We start from the raw sequence: 21,005 nt of genomic DNA, 5'->3' as shown, positions 1-21,005 counted from the left end.
TCGTAGTCGCGGGCCGTCGATGCCCGGAATGTCCCGACGAGCAGCCGCCCCGCAGGCTTGCCGTCCCGCAGGACGATCGGCACCCGGCTGCCACCAGATGCCGATCTCTACGAACCACCACACCAGCCCGCCTCAGGAGCCGTTGGAGGCAAGAATGGAGCCTACCCGCCCTCCAGTCCACCTGCCAGACGCGTCATTCGAGGTATCTGGACCGGGCCGCCCGCGTCCCGTCGACCTCTACCGCCAACCCGGAGTACGGGTCACCAGCGAGGCGTTCTTCGTCGCCGGGCGGAAGTTCCCGATAACCGAACTCACCCATCTACAGACCGCCCGGGGGCCGCACGACCGGCTGACGCTGCGGGCCGTGGGGATCACGGCGGCGGTGCTGATCGGCATCGGGATCGCCCTCGGCTACACCGGTGACCTCTACCGGCTCCCCGCCACCACGTACGCCGGGCTCGGGCTGGCCGCCTTCGTGCCGGTCGGGCTCGCGCTCGCGGGTGCCCGCTGGCGACCGCCGGCGTACGAGCTGTGGGGGCGGCACAAGGGTGACCTGGTGCTGCTGTTCAGCTCCGATCACGAGCGCCAGTTCGGCCAGGTGACGCGGGCGCTGATCCGTGCCCGGGAAGCCGCCCGGCTGGGCGGGCTGGCCTACCCGCCCGCCTCCACCACCCCCTACGAGCCGATGTCCTAACATCGCCGCATGGGCGACGGCGTGACCTCGGGGGATCCCCCGAACACGCCGTCCGGCCGACCCACGGTGGGCAGGCTGCTCCGGAGGTACCGCCTGCACAGCGGGCTAACCCAGCGCGAGCTGGCGGTCCGGGCCGGCCTCAGCATCGCCGCGCTCCGCGACCTGGAACAGGGGCGGAGCACCAGGCCGAGACACGCCTCGGTGGCGGCGATCGCGGCGGCGCTCGGCCTCGACGACCGGGCCAGGGAGGCGCTGCACACCTCGGCCACCGCGGCGACGCGGGCGTACGAGCCGGGGCCGGTGGCCGACCCCGGTGCGCCCGTACAGATCCGGGTGCTGGGGCCGCTCGAACTCCGGCGCGGCAACGAACCCGTCGCCATCGGCTCGGCCACCCAACGGGTTCTGCTCGCGAAGCTCGCCCTCGGCGCCCCGGGACCGGTCCCCCGGGGCTCCCTCCGCGAACCGCTGCAGGGCCGGTACTCGTCGGAGGACGCGACGAAGCTGCTGCGTACGCACCTCACCCGGCTTCGCCGACTGGTCGAGCCCTCGGGCCAGCGCCTCATCGTCCCGACCCCGTCGGGCTACCGCCTCGTCGCCACCGCCGAACAGCTCGACCTGGCCCGACTCCGGCAGTTGGCCGCGCGGGCGCGCGACGCGTCGCCCGAGTACGCGCTCACGCTCCTCGCGCAGGCGGCGGAACTGTGGCGGGGCGGGTGCGCCCTGGACGAGCTGGCCGGCGACCCGCTGCTCGCCTCGGTCACCGAGGAGTACGCCACCCTGCTGCGGCACTTCGCCGAGGTCGCCCGGCACGTCGGCGAGCCGGAGCGGCCACTGCCACGCCTGCGTGAGCTGGCCGGTCGACTGGAGTTCCACGAGCCGCTGCACACCGCGCTGATCGTCACGCTGGCGGCCAGCGGGCGGCAGGCGGAGGCACTGGCGGCGTACGAGCGCGTTCGGGCCAACCTGCGCGAACAGCTCGGGCTCGATCCCGGGAAGCTGCTGCGGGACGCCCAGGTGGGCGTGCTCCAGCAGCGCTGGCGGGTGCCCGAGACGGCCGCCCGCACCGTGGTCCAGCAGCTCCCGGCCGCCCCGACCGGATTCGTCGGCCGGGAGCCGGAGCTCGCCCGCATCGTCGCCGCCGTCGCGCGTACGGGGCACGAGCTGCGGCACGCGTCGTCGCGGGTCGTCCTCGTACACGGTGCGGCCGGATCGGGGAAGACGGCCCTGGCGCACACCGCCGGGCACCGGCTGCGCCCGCGGTATCCCGGCGGCCAGCTCTATGCCGATCTCGGTGGCGCCTCGCCCGAGCCCGCCTCCCCGGCGGCGGTCCTCGGCCGGTTCCTCCGGGCACTCGGCGTGCCGGCCGACCGCATCGGCGGCGACCTCGTCGAGGACTCGGCCCTGCTGCGTACCGAGTTGGCCGGGCGCCGGATGCTCGTCGTGCTCGACAACGCGAGCGACGCGGCGCAGGTGCGACCGCTGCTGCCGGGTACCGGCGGAAGTGACGTCCTGGTGACGAGCCGGCGGCTGCTGCGCGGGCTGGAGGTCGCGGCCTCGGTGCCGCTCGGCACCCTGACGGCGGCCGAGTCGCTCGACATGATCGCGGCGGCGGCCGGCGGCGAACGGGTCGCGGCCGACGCCCGGTCCGCGCAGGAACTGGCGACCGTCTGCGGGCACCTTCCGCTCGCGTTGCGGATCGCGGCGGCGCGGCTGGCGAGCCGTCCGTCGTGGGCGATCGGCGACCTGGTGCAGCGGCTGCGTGACGACAATGGCCGCCTCGCCCAGCTCGACGACGGGTCGACGAGCGTACTGGCCAGCTTCCAGCTCAGCTACGACAGTCTCAGCGAACCGGCCCGGCGGGCGTTCCGGCTCTGCGCGCTGCACCCGGCGCAGGACTTCGGGGTGACCGCCACCGGCGCCCTGCTCGACACGGACGACGGCACGGCCGAGCGGATCCTGGACGAACTGCTCGACGCCAACATGCTGCTGCAGTACTCGGCACACCGGTTCCGGTTCCACGACCTGCTCCGGCTCTACGCCGGCAAGCTGGTCGAGGCGGAGAGCGGCCGGACCCGACACGACGCCCTCGCACGGCTGCTGGCCTCCTATGCCGAGCGGGTGACCGCCGCGATGGACCGGGCGCTGCCCCAGACGGTCCGGCTCGCCGGTCATCCCCGGCCGGAGGGCCGGTTCCCGGACGAGGAGCGGGCGGCGGCCTGGCTCGACGCCGAGGCGACCGCGCTGGTGCTGCTGGCCGAGCGGGCCGGCCGGGAGGACGGGCTCGCCGACTTCGCCTGGCGGATCGCCGACCAGTTGCGCGGCTACTTTCTGGTCAACCCGCACGTCGACGGCTGGACCCGGATCGTCGAGGCCGGCTGGTCCGCGGCGGAGCGTTCGGCCGACCGCCGGGCGCGGGCGGCGATGCTGATGTCCAGGGGGCAGGCCCGGAGCATGGTCGGTCGCGACCGGGAAGGTCTCGACGACGCGCTCACCGCCCTGCGGCTGGCGCAGGAGTGCGACTGGGACGCGGCGGCGGCCTATCTCTCCCACAACGTCGGCTGGCAGTACTACGAGTTCGGCCGGTTCGCCGACGCCGAGACGTGGTTCGGCCGAACTCTCGACCTGACCGCGCACGAGCCCCTGGGGCACATCCGCGCGGCGGCCCTGAACGGCATCGGCATGATCATGCTCGATCGTGGCCGCCGCGAGGACGCCGCGACGAGCCTCACCGCCGCACTGGAGATCAACAAGGCGACGGGGCGCGAGCGTTCGGCGCTTGTCAACCGGGGAAACCTCGCGAGCGTACTCCGGCAGCGTGGTGAACTCCTCGACGCGGCCGAGCAGCTCGACACCGTCCTGCGCAGGTACCGGCGGCGCGGCGACCTGCGCGGCGAACTGTCCACCCTGGACGAGATGAGTCGGCTGGAGATCGACCGGCGGAACCTCGCCACCGGGTTGGGCCTGGCCCGGCAGGCACACGATCTCGCGGTCAAGACGTACGACCGGCGGGCCCAGGCGATGACCGCCGGCACGCTCGGCGACGCGCTCCGGGAGAACGGCGAGATGACGCAGGCGCTCGACGTACTCCGGGACGGGGTGGCGATGGCGAGGCGGCACTCGTACCGCTATCTGGAGACCAGGGCACGGGTGGGCCTGGCCCGTGCCCTGGCGCTGGCCGGTGAGCCGGATGCGGCGCGACACGAGGCCGGCCGGGCCGAGCGGGTCGCCCACGACCTGGGGTTCGGGACGCTCGCCACGGAGGCGAGGGCGATCGGGGCGGACCCGCCGGTTCCCGATCAGCCGGTGACGCCGACCACCCGGTAGTAGCCCAGCGGGGGCTTGAAGTCGACGCTCATGTAACCGATCCCCGCCGCCGGGGTCATGGCCGAGTACAACTGTCCACCGCCCGCGTACTGGCCGACGTGGCCGTCGTAGAAGACCAGGTCCCCGACCTTGAGCTGGCCGCGGCTGACCCGGATGGCATCGCGGCTCTTCAGGTTGGTGAGGTCGGCATTGTTGTTGTTGGCCTCCGAACGCGCCCAGTCGTACTGCTGCGCCGACGACCTGACGCCGCCCCAGCCGGGGAAGTTGACCACCCGTTCGTAGGCGAACTTGACCAGGCCCGAGCAGTCGTACGCGTCCGGACCCTCGGCGCCCAGGACGTAACGCTTGTCGATCTGGTTGAGGGCGTACTGGTAGGCGAGCCGGGTGTAGTTGTAGGTCTTCTTCGTCACCGAGCAGGTGGTGCCCTGCCCGCTCGTGCCGTTGCTGACCTTCACCTCCAGGTGGTTGAACTGGGCGATCCCGGCCGGGTCCCAGGAGTGGCCGCCGCCGCTGGCGGAGGCGCCGTAGCCGCCGTCGACCCCGAACACCACCTCGTCGTTCCGGAAGACCCAGCTCCGGCCGTCGCCGGAGTCGTCCCTGGCGGCGATCTTGATCAACGGCGACTTGCCGTCGGAGCTGGTGTCGGTCAGTTCCCAGTGCACCTTGGCGGTGCGGGTGCCCTCCCACTCGACCTGGATGACCGCGCGGGCACCCGGGCAGCCGACCGGGATCTCCAGGCTCGGGTTGCCGATCGGCGCGGCCGAGGCCGGCGCGGCCATGGCGAGGCTGGTGGCCAGGAACACCGGTACGGCGAGCAGTGTCGCGGGAAGCGACAGGCGTCGCCGGCCGGGCGTCTTCGTGAGCATTCGACTCTCTCCCTCGGTTCGTCCGTCCTGTGATCGGACATCAGGGAGACTAGGAATCCGGCCGGCGTCGCCGATTCCCGTACCTCACCCGTACCGGGACGGCCGGCGCGTCCGTCATCCGGCCAGGGCGGCGGCGATCTCCGAGATCCGGCGCGTCGAGTCGGCCGGATCCAGGGCCGCCGCCCGGAGCCCGGTGAAGGTGCGCAGGTGGGCGGTCACCTCGTCGGGATCGTCGATGACATCCTCGAGGCCGGTGCTCTCCAGGTAGACGACGTCGGCGTCCTCGGCGGCGGCGAAGCGCACGATCACGAACTGGCCGAGCGGTGTGTAGATGGTGGAGGTGAACGGCAGTATCTGCACGGTGATCCGGCCGGATTCGGCCAGGTCGACCAGGTGCAGAAGCTGTTCCCGAATGACCGCCGGCCCGCCGGTCTGCCGGTGCAGTGCCGCCTCGTCGAACACCACGACGATTGCCGGCGGATCGGCCCGGTCGAACACTTCCCGTTGCCGGCGTAAACGGAGCGCGACCGACGCCTGCGCCTCGTCGGGATCGTCCAGCCTGGGAATTGCCGACCTGAGGACCGCCTGCGCGTACGCCTCTGTCTGGAGCAGGCCGGGCATGCCGACGGACTGATAGAAACAAAGCTCCGAGGACTCCGCCTCCAAGCCTATGTACGAATAGTAGGCGGGTCGCAGCGCGTCGCGATACTGCGACCACCAGGTGCGTTTCCGGGCCACCCGGGCCAGTTGCACGAGTTCGTCGACCTGTTTCGGATCCCGCACCTGGTAGTAATCGAGCAACGCCTTGACGTCGTTGGTGGAAATGGAGACGTAGCCGGCCTCGATCCGGATCAGCTTGGAGAGCGACCAGTCCATCGCGACGGCCGCCTGCTCCTGGGTGAACCCGGCCGCTTCCCGGGCCCGCCGGATCGCCGAGCGGAGCTTGCGGCGCCCCACCGTCGGGCCGTAGGCCGTAGTCATCGGGAACGCTCCCTTCACACGGCGTCCCGGCGGCCGAGTGAGGGGTCAATTCGGCTGATTTCGATCCCTCAAACATGCCACCTGGCTACCGGTCACCTGCCGGATTGCCAGGGCTTTGTGCAGGCTACACGGGCCGGTCGGGTTCCACCAGCGCCGATGCTTGTCGCGACCACCCCATCACCGGTCGTGTCCATTGTCGACGACGACATCATAATCCTGGTTTCTCGGGCTGTGCCAAATGCGGGGCGACGGGTAGCCTCTGTCCGTTGTCGCGGCATCTGTCGCGGCGTCTGTCCCAACAGTATTGGCTGCCGAGGAGGGCGCATGTCACAGACTGGTTCCGCCGAGCTCGTATGGCGGAAGAGCACCCGATGCGAATCGCAGCATTGTGTCGAGGTGGCTCAGGTCGGGGATGGTGCCGCCGCCGTCCGCGACTCGGTCGATCCCGCCCACTCGCTGCTGTTCGGCGCCGCCTCATGGCGAGCATTTGTGCGCGGTCTCCGTCGCGCGTGAAGAGCCGAGCCGGCGACGTGATTCATTCACGTTCCGGCTCCGCCGGTCGCCCTGACCACGGAGTTTGGCCGGCATATTGCGAGACATTCGCATGAATGACGATCCGGGGCGGCTCGCCGGCGAGCCGCCCCGGATCCGGGCGGTGTCGTTCAGCCGGCCGCCGGCTGCGGCTCGCGCATCTGTCGGGTGACCAACCGCTCGGCGTAGAACGAGACGAACGGCACCGTCCCGGCCAGCATGACCAGCACCATCCGCCCCAACGGCCAGCGTGCCCGGCGGCCCAGGTCGAAGGTGGCCGCCAGGTAGACCATGTAGAGGAAGCCGTGTGCCGGGCCGACCGTCTCGACGATCACCGGGTCGTGCCAGGCGTACTTGAGCGGCATGCCCAGCACGACGAGCACGATCAAGACGACGCCGACGACGTAAGCGACCACGCGGTAGCGGGTCAGGGCTGCGCCCACGATCCATCCTTCCTACTGCCGGCCCAGGCCGGGATAGTCGGCGGGCCGAGCGCCCGGGTTGGCGTTCAGCCACGCCAGGTAGTGGTTGTATTCGGCCAGCGCGGGGTCGTCCGGGCCCTCGGCGGCCGGCCGGGGACGGGCCGTGCGCACCGGTCGGCGTACCCCCTGGGCGGCCGTGCGGGTCGGCGGCGCGGCCGGCTCGGGATGCGCCGGCCGGCCACCGCGCAGCGTGTACCGGGCCTCGCGTACCCAGAGGAAGATCACGAAGCCGGCGAAGATCGGCCACTCGAAGGCGTACGCCCAGCTCAGCGCGTTGCCTGACAGCGCCCGGCTGATCTGCCACCAGCCGAGCGCCAGAAAGGCCACGACCAGCGCGACGGTGAGCACGTGGCGTGCGATCCACGCCGGTGTGCACAGCCGTTTCATGCCCCCGAGCGTACCGGGGAGCCGGTCTCGTCTCCGACGAGGCGTCGTAGTGTCGCCCGCGCCGCGCCGGGGGTTTGGCGGTACCCGGTTTGGGCAACCGTCTAGTCGTCAACCCAAACGGAGATATCGGGGGCGACGATGTCCGAATCAGTCCGTAACGACGAGTTCTCCCCGGCCGGAGCGCCGGTCGACGCCAGCCCCGAGCAGCGGATCGGCCAGTGGGACGGCGACCCGGTCAGCGGCGGCGGTACGGCCAGCGGCGGCGGTACGGCCAGCGACTTCGCCGTCGCCGAGGAGGAGAACCTCGGTATCGACCCGGTCGAGTTGAGCGACGAGGACCTGATCCGGGAGATGCACAGCCTGCACCGGACCAGGCTCGACACCCTCCGGCACGCCCCTGACACCGCACTCGGCAACCACCTGCGGCGCACCGCCGAACTGGAGACCGAATACCTGACCCGGCATCCGGGCCGCGAGGTCGACCCGGGTCGCCTCCGGGACGGCGCATGGTGAGAGCCGGCGCCGAGCGGGGCATGTCCGCCCCGCCGGAGGTGGTGTTCAACACCGCCACCGACCCCGACCGGGTCGCCGCCTGGCTCCCGGCCCACCTGCGGGAGAACGGCGGACTCCCGGCCCACCTGCGAAACAACGGCGGGCCGGGGCGGGACGGCGACGGGCGGGACGGGCCGGAGTTGGCGACCGCCACCGACCTGCAGGCCCGTTGGCACAGCTCCGGGCAACCGGACTGGTCGGCCTGGTTGCAGGTGTCACCGGCCGCGGCCGGCGGAGCCACGGTACGACTCGAACTGGAGGCGGAGTCCGACCCGTCGTCGGGCCGGGACCTGCGTGCGATCGCCGACGAGTCGCTGACGAGCCTCGCCCGGGAGGTCGACGACAACCTCAGCGCGGGATGAGCCGGTGGGACCGGCCGGACCGGGTGGTGGGGAAGAGGGGACAGCGATGAACGTACGGGACAGGGTGGCGCGACTGCGCAAGGCGTACGCGCCGGACGAGCACCGGCCGCTCGGCGGCTACCTGGCGGCGATGGGCACCTACGCCGGGGTGGCGCTGGCGCTGGCGACGGCCGCGAAGACCACCGGCCGGCGGGTGCCGGAACGGCCCACCGCCGGCGATGTCGTGCTGCTCTCGATCGCCACCCACAAGCTGAGCCGGATGCTCTCCAAGGACGCCGTGACCAGCCCGCTGCGCGCCCCGTTCACCCGCTACGACCGGCCGATCGGCAGTGGCGAGGTGATGGAGCAGGTACGCGACCAGGGCAGCCCGGCCCGGCACGCCGTCGGCGAACTGCTCAGTTGTCCGTTCTGCCTGGCCGTCTGGGTGGCCACCGGGCTGACCGGCGGCCTGGTGCTCGCTCCCCGGCTGACCCGGCTGGTGGCGGCCGCGTTCACCGCCGTGGCCGCCTCCGACTTTCTCCAGATGGGCTACGCAGTCGCGCAGCGGGCCGCCTCCCGCCCGTAGTCGGGGCTCGGCGCCCCGCGTAGTCGGGGTCTGCGGCCCGTCGCCGGTGCGTCGGGTCCGAGGTTGCTCCGCGTCGGATCAAAGGTCGCTCAGCGCTGCATGCCCGACCAGCCCCGGGGAGACTCCGGCTCCCGCTCGGTGTCCGCGCCGGTGATGATGTCGGCGTCCACCGCCGTCTTGTCGTGTTCGGTGGTGAAGTCCGGGTCGTCCTGCGGGTCGGTCTCGTCGGGCGGCTGCCCGAGCGGTGCCAGACGGGCCGGACCGGGCTTGTCGTCCCTGCTGTTCATCGACTACCTCTCCTCGCCGTCCCGGGCTGCCGTGCCGTCCCGGGCTGCCTGCCTCGCCGTCGGGTTCAGCCCGACGTACCGCCCAGCAGGTCGGCGACCTCGTCGGCGGCGTACTCGCCCTCGGGCAGGGCGGTGATCCTGGTCAACAGCTCGGCGGGTACCTCCGCGGCGACGGCCCGCCGCTGGATCTCCGACTGGGTGACCCGCTCCTGACCCGCGTAGAGGTCGTCGAGCAGGGCGTCGAGTTCCGGGCTGGTGGCGCCGTCCGGGGCCGGTAGATGGGTCACGGAGATCAGCTACCCAGCGCCGAACCGGCCAAACGCACCCGTATCCCTGCCGCCGGGCGGGCGGTCGGTCAGGTGACGTGCGTCACCGTGGAAGCCGGAACAGTGGGCCGGGACCTGCGGTTGACTAGGTATGTCGGTGTGTCCAGTGTCCCCGGGCCTCACCTAAATTGCCTTCGCGGAATACCGTCCGGCTGGAGCCGCGTCGCGCCACGCGCCGAGAGGCGACCTGCACACCGACACCCACGCCGCCCATGGCCCCGTGCCATGGGCGGCGTAACGCTTCCGGCCGCCGCGCAATGCCCCTCCGCTGGCCGGGCTCCGCTGGGCGCGCTCACCTGCCGCCGGTCAGCGGCGCCGTCCCGGCCGGTCCGCCGGGCCCGCACCGGCCCCGGCCGCGCCGTCGGGCGGGTCCTGCCCGTCGCCGGCACCGCCCGCCGAGGGCTGCCCGTTGCTGATCCGGAGCATCACCACCCCGCCGGAGACGGTCCGGTCGGACGGGTCGGTACCGGCGACCGAGCCGGCGGGGCAGTTCGAGGCCACCTGGTGCGAATCCACCTCGACCGTGAACCCGGCGTCGCGCAGCACCGCGGTCGCCTCGTCGACCGACCGGCAGCTCACCGACGGCACGGAACGCTGGTCCCCGTAGACCAGCGTCTCGCCCGGCTTGGGAAAGTCCTTCTTCGGCTTCCCCTTCATCGCGTCGGCCAGGGTCTCGTAGACCGCCGGGTTGACGATGTCGTGGTCCATGTTGGCGGTCGTCTCCGGCCAGTCCGGGTTCGCCATGATGCCGGCGACCGAGAGCGTCGTGGTCATGGCCACCAGCGACGCCGTCCGGTCGCTGTCCGTGGTGCCGGTCTTGCCCGCCACCGGGTGCCCCACCACGCGGTGCACGTCCGACTCCGTCGCGCCCCGGCACCTGCCGTACGCGGACTGGTCGCCGACCGGGCAGCGGGCCGCGTCCACGGCCGCCCGGGCCACCTCGGGATCCACCGCCTGGTCGCAGCGCGGCTCGGCGATGTCGAGCGGCCTGCCGGCCTGGTCCCTGATCTCCTGCACCGGGATCGGCTCGCAGTGCCGGCCGTCGGCGGCCAGCGTGGCGTACGCGTTGGCCAGGTCCAGCGGGGTGGTCGCCGAGACGCCGAGGGTGAACGAGCCCCAGGTGTCGGCCTGCGCCGGGTCGTCGGCGATCGCCGCCTCACCCGGCTCGCGGAACCGGATGCCGAGCCGCTTGGCCGCGTCGACCACCTCGGCCGCCCCGACCCGCTCCTCCAGCGGCACGAAGTAGGTGTTCACCGAGCGGCCGAACGCGCTCCACATGTCGTGCCGGCCGGCCATGCTCGTGTTGTCGTTGCTCGGGCACCACCGCTCGGTGCCGGGGCAGGCGGACTCGGTGCCGGCCGCCGCCGAGTATTTCGACGGGTAGCGTTGCGGCGCGTCGTAGCTGTGGCTGAGCGGATAGCCCTGCTCCAGCGCCGCCACCATCGTGAACCCCTTGAACGTCGAGCCGGCCTGGTAGCCGGTGATGTCGCCGCCGCCGGTGAGCAGCGGATTCGTCGTACGCGGATAGGTGGCCCGCATCCCGGCGGCGGCCTGCCTCGGGTTACTGGAGATCGGGTTCTTCGGCTTCGCCGGATCGTCCAGCCCGAAGGTCCGGTTGGTGGCCAGGGCGCGGACCCGGCCGGAGCCCGGTTCGACGGCGGCGACCATCAGGGCGTCCCGCTTCCCGGTCGGCAGGTACTGCTGCACGTTCCTGTACGCCGCCTTCTGCACCGCCGGGTCGAGCGTGGTGACGATCCGGTAGCCGCCGCTCATCAGCCGCCGCTCCCGGTCGTACGCGCTGTCGCCGAAGGCCGGCTGCTCCAGCCACCACCGCCGGAAGTAGTCGCAGAAGAAGCCCCAGTCGTTATGCGCCGAGCTGGTGCAGCCGTTGGTCGGCCCCTTTCCCCTGACCTTCAGCGGGGTGGCGAGCGCCGCCTCCTTCTCCTGCTCCGTGATCGCGCCGATCTCCCGCATCTGCCCGATCACCCAGTTACGCCGCTCCACCGTCCGGTCGTAGCCGGGCCCCTCGGTGTCCAGCGCGTCGTAGTAGCTCGGCGACTTGACCAGGCCGGCGATCATCGCCGCCTCCGGCACGGTGAGCGCCTTCGGCTCCTTGCCGAAGTAGAACCGGCTCGCCGCGGCCACCCCGTAGGTGCCGTGGCCGAACGGCGCAATGTTCAGGTAGCGCTCCAGGATCTCGTCCTTGCCGAGCCTGTTCTCCAGAGCCGCCGCCAGCCGCATCTCGCGCAGCTTCCGGGCGTTGGTGTCCTCGCTCGCCGCCACCACGTCGTTCGGGTCGGTCGCCCCGTAGACGATCGACATCCGGACCAGCTGCATGGTCAGGGTCGAGGCACCCTGCCGGGAGTTGCCGGTGAAGTTCGAGATCAACGCCCGGACGAATCCCTTGAGGTCGACCCCGTTGTGCCGGAGGAAGGCGTGGTCCTCGGCGCCGATCATCGCATCCCGCATCGGTTGGGAGATCTCGGCGAGCGGAACGTCCTGGCGGTTCTGGTCGAAGAACGTCGCCATCAGCGTCCTGCCGTCGGCCGCGTAGACCTGGGTCGCCTCCGGCACCTGCGGCACGGTCAGCTCGGTGGGCAGGTCCTGGAACGAGTCGGCCCCGGCCTTCGCCGCCAGCCCGGACATCGCCACCGCCGGAAAGGCCGCCCCGGCGACCACCACCCCGGCGAGCACGGCGCAGGTGAGCAGCGTGCCGGCCTTGGTCACACCGCGTCGGCGGGGCCGCTGCCCCGGGCTGTGCGGGCGGCCGGGGCCCCGGCCTGGTGGGCGGCTGAGCTTGGGCATGATCGCGGAAACCTCTGGGTCTGGCGGACAGGTCGCGGGCGGGGCGGCCGGCGCGAGCACAACCGTACGCGCGTCTTTTACCCCTATTGATCCAGACGCAGCCCGGAACCACGCGGTTGCGTCGCGGCCGCCCGCCCAATTGACTGCTACGTCACACCCGGTACGTCACACCCGTGTCGCCCCGCTCGCCCGACCCACCTGCTCGCCCGACCCACCTGCTCGCCCGACCCACCTGCTCGCCCGGTCCACCCGCTCGCCCGCTCGCCGGAGGGCTCAGCCCAGGGCGGTGCCGGCCGGGGTCGCCGCCCGCCGGGCCCGGACCGCCGCCGCCAGATCCGCGAGCACGTCCTCGGTCTCCGCCCAGCCGAGGCAGGCGTCGGTGATCGACTGCCCGTACTCCAGCGGCCGGGTCGGGTCCAGGTCCTGCCGGCCGGGGACCAGGAACGACTCCAGCATCACCCCGGCGATCCCCCGCTGGCCGTCGGCCATCTGCCGGGCCACGTCGGCGGCGACCACCGGCTGCCGGCGGTGGTCCTTGCCGCTGTTGTCGTGACTCGCGTCGATCACCAGCCGCTCGGGCAGCCCGGCCGCCCGGAGCAGCGCCAGCGACGCCGCCACCGACTCGGCGCCGTAGTTCGGCTCACCCCGCCCGCCGCGCAGCACCAGGTGGCAGTCGGCGTTGCCCCGGGTGTGCATGATCGCCGGGGCGCCGGAGATGTCGATGCCGGGGAAGACGTGCGGCACCCCGGCGGCCCGGATCGCGTCCACCGCCGTGCCCACGCTGCCGTCCGGGCGGTTCTTCATCCCGATCGGCATGGAGAGGCCGGAGGAGAGCTGCCGGTGCACCTGGCTCTCGACCGTACGGGCGCCGATGGCACCCCAGGCCACCGTGTCGGCGATGTACTGCGGGGTGATCGGGTCCAGGAACTCGCAGCCGACCGGCAGCCCCAGCCGGAGCACGTCCACCAGCAGTGCCCGGGCGGCCCGCAGCCCGGCGTTGACGTCGCCGGAGCCGTCCAGCCCGGGGTCGTTGATCAGGCCCTTCCAGCCGACGGTGGAGCGGGGCTTCTCGAAGTAGACCCGCATCACCACCAGCAGGTCGTCGGCGTGCTCGGCCGCCGCCTCCCGCAGCCGCCGCGCGTAGTCCAGGGCCGCCTCCGGGTCATGGACCGAGCAGGGCCCGACCACGACGAGCAGCCGGTCGTCCTCGCGGTCGAGCACGCGGGCGACGGATCGTCGGCCGTCCAGGACGGCGCCGGCCAGCTCGTCGCCGAGCGGAAGTTCGTGGTGCAGCATGGCCGGGGTGGTCAGCGGCACGACCCGGTCGATGCGCTGGTCGCTGACCCGACCCAATCCGGTGGTGGTCATCGTCGAGGCTCCCTCTCTGCCGACCGCCGCCCGGGGCCGGCGCCCGGGAGCCGAGCCGGCTGCTCATACAAAAAGCAGGGACAGTGTCCCTGCTCGAGCCGGCTCTGCTGGATCTGGTGACGTCAGTTCATGGCCGAGTCACCGGCTCCGGAGCCGGCTGGCTAAACCATCGATACGAGCGCGCCACGCAGCGAACCATACCCGATGCCGGGCCCGACCGGAGCCGGGTGCCCAATCCCTGGTACGCCCGGAAGCCCGCCCGGCCGTCCCGGACTTTCCGCCATCGCGTCCAGTCGATGTCCAGTCGTGCTTGGCAACCTTCCTACCGCAACCGGCACCGCATCGACGGGCTCGACCCGTCTGCGGCCACAGGGAGGGAGACTCGGAGTGAGAGCCAGATCGTTGCGCGGCGCCTCGTGGCGCGGCATCACCGCAGGGCTGCTGGCGGTGGTGGTGCTGCTCCCCGCCGCGATCACCCCGGCGCGGGCGACCGTCGGCGTCGACTCGATCAAGAGGATCGGTGTGAAGGCATTCAGCCTGTTCCTTCAGGCCCGCGACGGTGATCTCACCGAGCAGCAGATCTTCGAGGCGTTGCAGGAGTTCGTCACGGTGGTCGGCGAGGCCGAGGACGCGATCATGGCGCATCTGGACGCGCTCGCCTCGGCTCCGTGGGTCGGTGCGGCCGAGCACGCGATCCTGGAGGTCCCCACGCTGCCTGTGCTCACCGAGGACACGTTGCAGGACTATGCGCTGGAGGTCGCCCTGCACGCGCGTCAGGCCAGGCGTGTCTTCGACGCCGTCGATTCCGAGGTCGAGGCGGACCACCTCGGCTTCGCCATCTACTCGCTCTACTCGGTCGGGCTCGAGGCGCGGGTCGCGGCGGGGATCGGCACCAGCACGTACATGCCGAACTACCGGGAGGCGATGCAGGCGATCGTCGACCGGCTGAAGCCGAGGTGTACCTCTCGCGAGGGCGAGCTGGACTACCACCCGTCGATCTATCACGTGGTGCACGAATGCTCCACTCCGCATGGCCTCCGCACCTTCCAGGACTACCAGGTCGACGGCGAATGGCGGGAAGGGCCGTGGACCCGGCCGGCGCTCGAGGCCGCGGCCGGCGCCGGCACGAGCTGGGAACTGGCCAAGGACCAGTTGCAGCGGATGACCGACGGGGGAGTCTGACGGTGGGGACCAGGCTGAGGAGGTTGGTGACCCGAGGGCTGGTCGCCACGGTGGCGGCCACCGGGCCTCCCCGCGTCGACGACGCGGGGAGGCCGGTCGCGTCACTCGTCGGACGTCGGTGGTCAGCCGGTCGGGACCCGCCGCACGTGGGCGACGAACGCCCGCCACCGGTCGGGGGCGAAGGCCAGCGTGCCGCCCTCCGGGTCCTTGCTGTCCCGGACGCCGACGACCCCGGGAAGGTTGCCGGCCACCGCCACGCACTCCCCGCCCGCCCCGTTGCTGCGGGTGGAGGTCCGCCACACCGCTCCGGTCAGGTTGCTCATCGCTGCATCTCCTCGGCGATCTGCGCCAGTAGCTCCATGGACCGCTCCGGGTCGAGCGACAGTCCCTCGAGCACCTTCCATGCCACAGCGTACATCGACACCTCCTTCGGCTTGTCCAGATAGAGGGCGCCGGTGAGCGACTCGCTGTAGACGGTGACCGGCTCCGGCGTCCGGAGACCGGCGGTCGGGAACTCCAGGATGGCGAAGCCGCCGTTGGTCAGCGCGTAGTTCGGCGGCGCCGAGCGGGGCACGATCCGGATCGTCGCGACGCCGTCGGCGGCCTGCCGGCGCAGGTGGCCGAGCTGCGCGACCATGCCGGGAAAGGGGCGGCGCAGCACGCCCTCGTCCACGATCACGTCCAGGCGCGGCGGGGGCGGGTTCCGCCGGGTCAGGATCTTCTGGCGTTCCATCCGCACCTCGACCAGCCGGTCGACCTCCCGGGGCGGCAGGTCCGGGTGCGAGCGGAGCAGGAAGTCGGCGTACTCCCTGGTCTGGAGCAGGCCGGGGATCGCGGCCGGCTCCCAGCGTCGGAGTCGGGAGGCCGCCGCCTCCATCCCGACGTAGAGCTCGAACCAGGCGGGCAGGGTGTCCCCGTACGCGTGCCACCAGCCCTTCGCCTTGGTCTCGGCGGCGAGCTTCTTCAGCGCCTCGGTCCACTCGCCCGAGGCACCGTAGAGCCGGCACATCGCCTCGACGTCGCGCGCCTTGACGGCGGCCTGGCCGCCCTCGATCCGGTACATCGTGGAGCGCGACCACTCCAGGTCGGCGCCGGCGGCCTCCAGCGAGAGCCCGGCCTCCTCCCGGGCCTGTCGGAGAAACCGGCCGAGCTGCCGGCGCGGGATGGACGATCCGGCGTACGTCATCGTCGAGCCCTCCTGTCTCAAATTGGAGCAACAATGTGGCCGACGCTGCGACCGTTTCCACTGGAATGTGAGAAAGGAACAAGTGGTGTGGGATGTGCCAGCTTAGACGCTTGCAGGTGATCTGTGGGGGCACCGAGAGTGGCACCAGCAGGACCGCTCGGTGACCGCCAGCCGCCCGGGTGGAACTCGCCAACGGGGAGCCGGTCTCACTTTCCCCGCCGGGACCGGCTCCCCTCCCACTTCCCAGGAGGTACGTGATGAGCAGCCTTCGACACCGACGGGACTGGCGGCGCCTCTGGCGCTACTGCCGCTGCGGCCTCCGCTGGCGCTGCCCCGACTCCCTGCCCCCCGTGCCGATGCCGTACGCCCCACAGGTGCCACCGACCGTCGGGCTGACCGTCGGGCCGCCGTCGGTCGGGCTGACCGTCGGGCCGCCGTCGGTCTGGTCACCGCTCCGGCCGTGGGCCCGGAACAGCCGCGATCCACTCTGGACCTCGGCGTCGGGCCGGGCGGAGCGCGCGGCCCGGTCCGGGAGAGCCCGCTTCGCGGCTGAGCGACCGGGCCGGGTCGAGCGGGTTGGCCGGGCGGAGCGGGTTGGCCGGGTCGAGCGGGTTGGCCGGGCGGAGCGGGTTGGCCGGGCGGAGCGGGTCGGTGGCGCGTAGCCGTGATCGGGCCAGAGGAGCGGTGGCGACGCCGGCACCTGCCGGCCCATCCCTCGTACCGGTGCCGGAGCTGTGGCGACGACTGGCCGTGCCGGCGGGCGCGCCTGACGCTGCTGACCGGCTTCCGGGGCGACCGGCTGGGCCTGATGGTCTATCTCGGCGCCCACCTGGCCCGCGCGCTGCGCGAGCTGCCCGACGCGCATCCCGCGCTCCTCGCCGCCCGCTTCCTGCACTGGATCCCACGCCGTCGCTGACTGTCGATCCGATCTCGACGACTTGTTGCGCCTGGAACGACAACAACTCGTCAAGATCTCCTCGTCTTCTCGTTGACCACGGCGTGCCGCCTGGGGGATCCGGGTTACCGGGTTGACCGTCGGCGCTGACCAGTGCTCGACCTTGCCCGACCGACACCGCCCCGAGCTGTCGGGGTGGTCAGGACAGCTCGGGGCGGGTCTGGTGGGGCGTGCCGTCAGAGGACGACGAGGGTGCCGCCGGTCAGGGTGGTCTCCTGGGTGGTCAGGCCGGTCCAGTCGGAGGAGAGGAGCAGCCGGTCGCCGTCGGTCAGGGTGACCCCGAGGCTGTCCCTGCCGCCGAGCAGGCCACGGTCGGTGCCGGTGATCCGCAGGGTGAGCCCGGTCGCCACGGTCACCGGGCGGCGCGGGTCGGTGACGTCGTAGAGGCCGGCCCGGGTGCGCAGGTCCAGCCGGTCGGCACCGCCGGCCGACCGTACGCCGAACGAGTCGAGCCCGACGCCCCGGATCTCGTACCTCCGGCCGTCGGAGCGGAACGAGATCGTCGCCGTGCCGGTGCCGCCGAGCCGGGTCTGCGCGACCAGCAGACCGACGTCGGCCCGCGAGCGCGGGTCCACCGGGTACGCCCCGGCCGACCTGGCCGGGGTCAGCGAGCCGCCGCCGAGCACCACCCGGGTGCCGGGCCGGGCCACCTCGACCCGCGCCGTCGCGCTGCCGGCGTAGGTGCCGCCGAGCGTCACCGTCACCTCGGTGCCGCCGGCCGGCAGCGTCGCCGTGCAGCTCGCCACCGAGGCACCGTCGCCGTCGGCCAGCGGGGCCGGCACGTCGGTGCAGAGCGTCCGGCCACCGGCGGCGAAGGTCACCGTCGCGGTCGAGACGTCACCCGGCCACGGCTCGGCCCCGGGATAGGGCGAGATCTCCCGCAGGGTGGCCCGGAGCAGCACCGTCGCCCCCGAGGAGCCACCGGAGGCCAGGGTGTCCCCGGTGTAGGCGACCTCGGCGGCCTCCGGCAGCACCCGGACCACGAACGAGACCGTCCCGGTCAGGCCGTGCTGGTCGGCGACGGTCACCGTCACCGGATAGTCGCCGGGGACCGCCCGGGTGTTGCCGACGATGTTCCAGCTGGCGGTGCCACCGGCGGCGTCCGGGTCGTCCGGCAGCTTGGCGGTGCCGAGCAGCAGGCCGGCCGGGAGCCCGGTGGCGGTCGCGGTGAGTCCGGCCGGTGCGCCGTCCGGGTCGGTCGCGGTGACCCGCACCTCGGGCAGGATCGGGTCGCTGTACTGGACCGTCACCACCCCGCCCGGCCCGTCGAGCGCCACCTGCGGGGTGGCCCGGAGCGCGAAGTCGGCGTCGTTGAGGTCGAAGAAGACGTTGCCGACCGCCTCGACCCTGATCCGGGCCGCCTTGGCGCCGACGTTCGGCAGGGTCACCGTCTCGGCGCCGTCGTTGGCGGTCCGCTCCGCGAGGACGTACCCGAAGGTCCGGCCGCCGTCGACGGAGAGCGAGATCTTCACCTCGCCGACCCCGACCGGGGCGGCGTCGGTGCCGGCCACGTCCCAGCTGACCGGCACGGCCGCGCCGCCGGCCAGCGGCGCACCGTCCGCCTGCGAGGTGACCAGGAACGGTCCGGCGGCCGGGGCCAGGGTCAGTGCGGTGTCGGCGCTGGCGATTCCGCCCGCACCCGGATGGCCGTCCCGGACGGTGAGCCGGAAGTGCAGGGTCCGGTCACCGCTGAAGCCGACCCAGTCGGCGGTGGGCAGGAACTCCGAGTAGCAGTCGACGAGCTCCGGCGGCACGTTGCTCGCCCCGCCGCTCGGCGGTGCCGGCGGCGCGGGCGGGCAGGCGCCGGTCGCCGCGTTTGTGTTGTTGGCCAGGATCTGCGCCAGGTCCGGGAAGACCCGGGTCGGGTCGGTGCTGACCGCGTTCAGCCCGGGGGAGTGGTATTCCAGCGTGTCGTCCGGGCCGACGATCGCCGCCGTGCCGAACTGCCGGAAGAGCGGGCCGTTGGTCCTGGTGTTGTTGACCAGCGCGGTCCCGGCGCTGCTGCCGCCGCTGACCCCGCCCCGGTCGTTCTGCTCCCAGAGGTACGTCACCGTGTCGCCGTCCGGGTCGGTGGCGCTGCCGGTCAGTGCGAACGGCGTACGGACCGGGATGGTGTGCGCCTCCGGCGCGCTGACCGCCGGGGCGGAGTTGCCGGTCTGCTCGATTTCAGCGCCGCCGTTGTCGATCGGGCCGCCCTTGACCGTCTCGCCGACGAAGCCGTCCGTGCCGGTGGCGCCGGTGACGGCGAGCGCGTCCACGTTGGTGGTCGCCACCGGCCCGCCGGAGAAGGTGACCTGGAAGCCGGTGTCGTCCAGCGCCCCGCTGCCGCCGAACGCCGCGACCGAGACCGCGGCGCCGGCCGGCCAGCCGGGGATCGCCTCGATCGCCGCCCTGATCCCGGCCGTGCTGTAGGTGTCGCCCCGGACGATCGGCGCCGACTCGGCACCGCCGAAGCTGAGCCTGAACGAGTCGCCGTCGGTGTCGAAGCCGCGCAGTGCGACGTTCTGCACCTCGTTGACGGCCGGCCGGGAGGACGTGACGAAGGTGGTGATCTCGGTGTAGCTCCGCTGCGACCAGTACGGGTCGCTGTGCGGTTGCAGGTTGTCCTGCTGGCAGATGCCGGCGTACGCCATGATCGACGACCCGCTGCCGGGCTCGTAGGAGTTGGCGGCGCTGCGGTTGCCGCCGGAGCAGTTCCACTGGGTGCCGTTGAAGGTGTGGTTGCCGCCGAACTGGTGGCCGATCTCGTGCGAGACGTAGTCGACCGCGAAGAAGTCGCCGACCGGGGTCGGCAGGCCGGTGCAGCCGCGCGCCTTGCTGGCCCCGCCGACCACGCCCAGCCCGGCGACGCCGCCGCCGTTGACGCCGAGCCCGATGTGCCCGACGTCGTAGTCGGACGCGCCGACGAGCTGGCCGAGCGCGACGATGTTGCGGTTCAGCGTGCCGCTGCCGCAGGAGGTGAGCTGCGCCGCCGTGTAGCAGGGCGCGGCACCGCAGGGACCGTCGGCGCCGATCGCCTCGGCCGGGGTGTTCAGGTTGGTCTTCTCGGTCTCCTCGACCAGCACCAGCCGGATCGCGGTCTCGTCCTCGTAGACCTGCGTCACCCGGTTCACCAGGGTCACCTTGGCGGCGGTGACGTTCGCGGCGCCGAAGTAGGTCGCGTAGGACGGATCGGTCACCAGGGCGAGCCGGTACGTCCGCAGCGTCACGTCCCCACCGGTCGCGCCGGTCGGGCCGGTCGGGCCGGTCGGGCCGGTCGCGCCGGGGCCGACCTCGTCGGCGAGCGCGTCGGCGGTGTGCGCCACGTCCTCCCGCTCGACGAAGGGCCCGTCCGGGTTGGTGGCGTTCCGCACGTGGTAGCTGGCGTACCGGCCCTGGTCGGTCCGGCTGTACGGGTCGACGTACCAGACGCCGTGCGCGGAGCGGACGGAGGCGTGGAAGCCCAGCGGGGTGAGGTCGGCCCGGACGGTCGCGGTCGGGTCGTCCAGCCCTCGGCCGGCGTACGTCCGGATCTCCGGGTGCCGGGCGGCCAGGCCGGGAGCCATCACGGGCGAGTCGACAAGCGTGAACCGCTGGAAGCCGCCCTCGGGGGTGGGCAGGGCCACCACCAGGGCGTCGCTGGCTCGGGCGTCGGCACCCGACCGGGCGGCGCCGCCGCGCTCCTCCGGCGCCCGGGCCAGGGTGGCGGCGAGGGCGGCGCGGTCGAGGGCGTACCCGGTGAAGCGGGCGGCCCGGACGTCGGTGGGGCCGGCGGTGCGGGCGGCGGGTGAGCCGTCGGCGAGCCGGGTCCACGGGTTGGCCGGCCGGTCCGGGGCGGCGGTGGCCGCCGGAGTGCCGGTCAGCACCGGCAGCATGCCGGCGGTGAGCGCGGCGACCGCGACGACCGCCAGGCGGCGCCGGGAGGTCGGCGGGCGCCGCCCGGACGTGGCCCGGCGGCCGTCGGCGCCGGGTGGGGGGAAAGTGGTCAAGGAGGTCTCCTCGGGACTGCTCGCCGCGCCGGTCCGGGGGTGCGGGGGCGCGTGTCTCTACCCAGCTGAGCCATTGATCGACGGCGGTGGTGTGCCGAACGATAGGCGCCCGGAGGCCGATGTGGATAGCCCCGGGCACCGCGCTCCGGCGGGGTTGTCCCCGCCGGGGCGGGTCCATCGGATA

The 21,005-nt window shown here is 72.7% G+C and carries 20 protein-coding genes; 9 read left to right on the top strand and 11 right to left on the bottom strand.

The features are described from left to right. Positions 1–154: 154 nt before the first annotated feature. Together ACN27G_RS23470 and ACN27G_RS23465 are read left to right on the top strand one after the other, a co-directional pair. Positions 155–694 (top strand): DUF6232 family protein, encoded by a 540-nt coding sequence (locus ACN27G_RS23470; protein ID WP_421494922.1) that lies wholly within the window; start codon positions 155–157, stop codon positions 692–694. Between the two features lie 9 nt (positions 695–703). Then, positions 704–4,018, top strand: coding sequence for a BTAD domain-containing putative transcriptional regulator (locus tag ACN27G_RS23465; protein ID WP_421494921.1), 3,315 nt, complete (start codon positions 704–706; stop codon positions 4,016–4,018). Here ACN27G_RS23465 and ACN27G_RS23460 read toward each other — a convergent pair. Both ACN27G_RS23460 and ACN27G_RS23455 read right to left on the bottom strand, forming a co-directional pair. Then, the gene (locus ACN27G_RS23460; protein ID WP_421494920.1) at positions 3,991–4,884 is read right to left on the bottom strand and encodes a C40 family peptidase; all 894 of its coding nucleotides are present in this window, start codon (positions 4,882–4,884) and stop codon (positions 3,991–3,993) included. The genes ACN27G_RS23465 and ACN27G_RS23460 overlap by 28 nt on opposite strands. Before the next feature lie 114 nt (positions 4,885–4,998). Beyond that, positions 4,999–5,865, bottom strand: coding sequence for a helix-turn-helix domain-containing protein (locus ACN27G_RS23455; protein ID WP_421494919.1), 867 nt, complete (start codon positions 5,863–5,865; stop codon positions 4,999–5,001). Between the two features lie 156 nt (positions 5,866–6,021). Between ACN27G_RS23455 and ACN27G_RS23450 the strand changes: the two genes are divergently transcribed. Then, positions 6,022–6,378: a DUF397 domain-containing protein gene (locus ACN27G_RS23450; RefSeq protein WP_421494918.1), complete on the top strand. Its 357-nt coding sequence runs from the start codon at positions 6,022–6,024 to the stop codon at positions 6,376–6,378. A gap of 149 nt (positions 6,379–6,527) precedes the next feature. On the opposite strand, the gene ACN27G_RS23445 is transcribed toward ACN27G_RS23450, so the two are convergent. Beyond that, positions 6,528–6,839: a DUF3817 domain-containing protein gene (locus tag ACN27G_RS23445; RefSeq protein WP_421494917.1), complete on the bottom strand. Its 312-nt coding sequence runs from the start codon at positions 6,837–6,839 to the stop codon at positions 6,528–6,530. A gap of 12 nt (positions 6,840–6,851) precedes the next feature. Next, on the bottom strand, positions 6,852–7,265 hold the full coding sequence (locus ACN27G_RS23440; RefSeq protein WP_421494916.1) for a hypothetical protein: 414 nt from the start codon (positions 7,263–7,265) through the stop codon (positions 6,852–6,854). 138 nt (positions 7,266–7,403) lie between these two features. Between ACN27G_RS23440 and ACN27G_RS23435 the strand changes: the two genes are divergently transcribed. The 3 genes from ACN27G_RS23435 to ACN27G_RS23425 are packed head-to-tail and all read left to right on the top strand — an operon-like array spanning position 7,404 to position 8,744. Next, positions 7,404–7,778: a DUF6158 family protein gene (locus ACN27G_RS23435; protein WP_421494915.1), complete on the top strand. Its 375-nt coding sequence runs from the start codon at positions 7,404–7,406 to the stop codon at positions 7,776–7,778. Next, positions 7,772–8,179: a hypothetical protein gene (locus ACN27G_RS23430; protein WP_421494914.1), complete on the top strand. Its 408-nt coding sequence runs from the start codon at positions 7,772–7,774 to the stop codon at positions 8,177–8,179. Before ACN27G_RS23435 ends, ACN27G_RS23430 begins: the two co-directional genes overlap by 7 nt. Positions 8,180–8,225: 46 nt before the next feature. Next, on the top strand, positions 8,226–8,744 hold the full coding sequence (locus tag ACN27G_RS23425) for a DUF1360 domain-containing protein (protein ID WP_421494913.1): 519 nt from the start codon (positions 8,226–8,228) through the stop codon (positions 8,742–8,744). Between the two features lie 89 nt (positions 8,745–8,833). Here the strand turns inward: ACN27G_RS23425 and ACN27G_RS23420 are convergent, their stop codons facing one another. From ACN27G_RS23420 to ACN27G_RS23405, 4 genes are all read right to left on the bottom strand, one after another. Further along, positions 8,834–9,031, bottom strand: a complete 198-nt coding sequence (locus tag ACN27G_RS23420) for a hypothetical protein (protein ID WP_421494912.1) — start codon at positions 9,029–9,031, stop codon at positions 8,834–8,836. Between the two features lie 65 nt (positions 9,032–9,096). Continuing rightward, complete coding sequence (locus tag ACN27G_RS23415; RefSeq protein WP_421494911.1) at positions 9,097–9,318, bottom strand: hypothetical protein; 222 nt, start codon at positions 9,316–9,318, stop codon at positions 9,097–9,099. A gap of 345 nt (positions 9,319–9,663) precedes the next feature. After that, a complete protein-coding gene (locus ACN27G_RS23410) occupies positions 9,664–12,162 on the bottom strand; it encodes a penicillin-binding protein (RefSeq protein ID WP_421494910.1) in 2,499 nt (832 codons plus the stop codon). Between the two features lie 273 nt (positions 12,163–12,435). Beyond that, the gene (locus ACN27G_RS23405) at positions 12,436–13,530 is read right to left on the bottom strand and encodes a 3-deoxy-7-phosphoheptulonate synthase (RefSeq protein ID WP_421494909.1); all 1,095 of its coding nucleotides are present in this window, start codon (positions 13,528–13,530) and stop codon (positions 12,436–12,438) included. Between the two features lie 387 nt (positions 13,531–13,917). Here ACN27G_RS23405 and ACN27G_RS23400 point away from each other — a divergent pair, with 387 nt between their 5' ends. Beyond that, positions 13,918–14,712, top strand: coding sequence for a hypothetical protein (locus tag ACN27G_RS23400; protein WP_421494908.1), 795 nt, complete (start codon positions 13,918–13,920; stop codon positions 14,710–14,712). A 122-nt stretch (positions 14,713–14,834) separates the two neighbouring features. Here ACN27G_RS23400 and ACN27G_RS23395 read toward each other — a convergent pair whose 3' ends face one another. Both ACN27G_RS23395 and ACN27G_RS23390 read right to left on the bottom strand, forming a co-directional pair. Beyond that, complete coding sequence (locus ACN27G_RS23395; protein ID WP_421494907.1) at positions 14,835–15,035, bottom strand: DUF397 domain-containing protein; 201 nt, start codon at positions 15,033–15,035, stop codon at positions 14,835–14,837. Further along, on the bottom strand, positions 15,032–15,898 hold the full coding sequence (locus tag ACN27G_RS23390; protein ID WP_421494906.1) for a helix-turn-helix domain-containing protein: 867 nt from the start codon (positions 15,896–15,898) through the stop codon (positions 15,032–15,034). Before ACN27G_RS23390 ends, ACN27G_RS23395 begins: the two co-directional genes overlap by 4 nt. 257 nt (positions 15,899–16,155) lie before the next feature. Between ACN27G_RS23390 and ACN27G_RS23385 the strand changes: the two genes are divergently transcribed. Continuing rightward, on the top strand, positions 16,156–16,560 hold the full coding sequence (locus ACN27G_RS23385) for a hypothetical protein (RefSeq protein WP_421494905.1): 405 nt from the start codon (positions 16,156–16,158) through the stop codon (positions 16,558–16,560). A gap of 2 nt (positions 16,561–16,562) precedes the next feature. After that, positions 16,563–16,814: a flavin reductase gene (locus ACN27G_RS23380; RefSeq protein WP_421494904.1), complete on the top strand. Its 252-nt coding sequence runs from the start codon at positions 16,563–16,565 to the stop codon at positions 16,812–16,814. A 215-nt stretch (positions 16,815–17,029) separates the two neighbouring features. On the opposite strand, the gene ACN27G_RS23375 is transcribed toward ACN27G_RS23380, so the two are convergent. Beyond that, positions 17,030–20,821, bottom strand: coding sequence for a M12 family metallo-peptidase (locus ACN27G_RS23375; RefSeq protein WP_421494903.1), 3,792 nt, complete (start codon positions 20,819–20,821; stop codon positions 17,030–17,032). Positions 20,822–21,005: the final 184 nt, after the last annotated feature.

Origin of the sequence: Plantactinospora sp. WMMB334 (assembly GCF_049179095.1) — a bacterium.
In the GTDB taxonomy this organism is placed as follows: domain Bacteria; phylum Actinomycetota; class Actinomycetes; order Mycobacteriales; family Micromonosporaceae; genus Plantactinospora.
This window is presented reverse-complemented; position numbering and strand designations above follow the sequence as displayed.